Origin of the sequence: Cupriavidus sp. DL-D2 (assembly GCF_039710735.1) — a bacterium.
Lineage (GTDB): Bacteria > Pseudomonadota > Gammaproteobacteria > Burkholderiales > Burkholderiaceae > Cupriavidus.
The window spans coordinates 1-369 of record NZ_JBDKXK010000161.1 but is presented as its reverse complement, the minus strand read 5'-3'; the positions used below and the strand labels follow the sequence as shown (position 1 = coordinate 369).

1 protein-coding gene is annotated in these 369 nt (G+C 61.2%); it reads left to right on the top strand.

From position 1 onward, the window contains the following. Positions 1-307 (top strand): transposase (locus tag ABDB81_RS30480; RefSeq protein WP_346814432.1); only part of this gene is annotated, 307 nt, incomplete at its 5' end. Positions 308-369: the final 62 nt, after the last annotated feature.

Here is a 369-nt window from a genome sequence, read left to right as displayed (position 1 = left end):
AAAAATGGCACGCAAGGGCTTTACGGAAGAGTTCAAGGCTGACGCCGTGAATCTGGTACTGGAGCAAGGCTATTCGGTTACGCAGGCGGCCAAGGCGCTCGGCGTGGGTGAGACGGCGCTAAGACGCTGGCTTGGCGACCGGCAGCCGAAGGCAGCGCCGGTGGTTGTTGGACCGGCGAACATGTCGCCAGACCAGGCGCGTATCCGCGAGCTGGAGAAGCAAGTGGCACGACTCGAACGGGAGCGTGACATCCTAAAAAAGTCCACGACCTTCTTCGTCAAGGAACTCGATCGCAATACGAAGTGATCGAGCAGGCGGAGAAGGTCTGGCCGGTGGCGGTAGTGTGCAAGACGCTTGGCGCGCCGCGC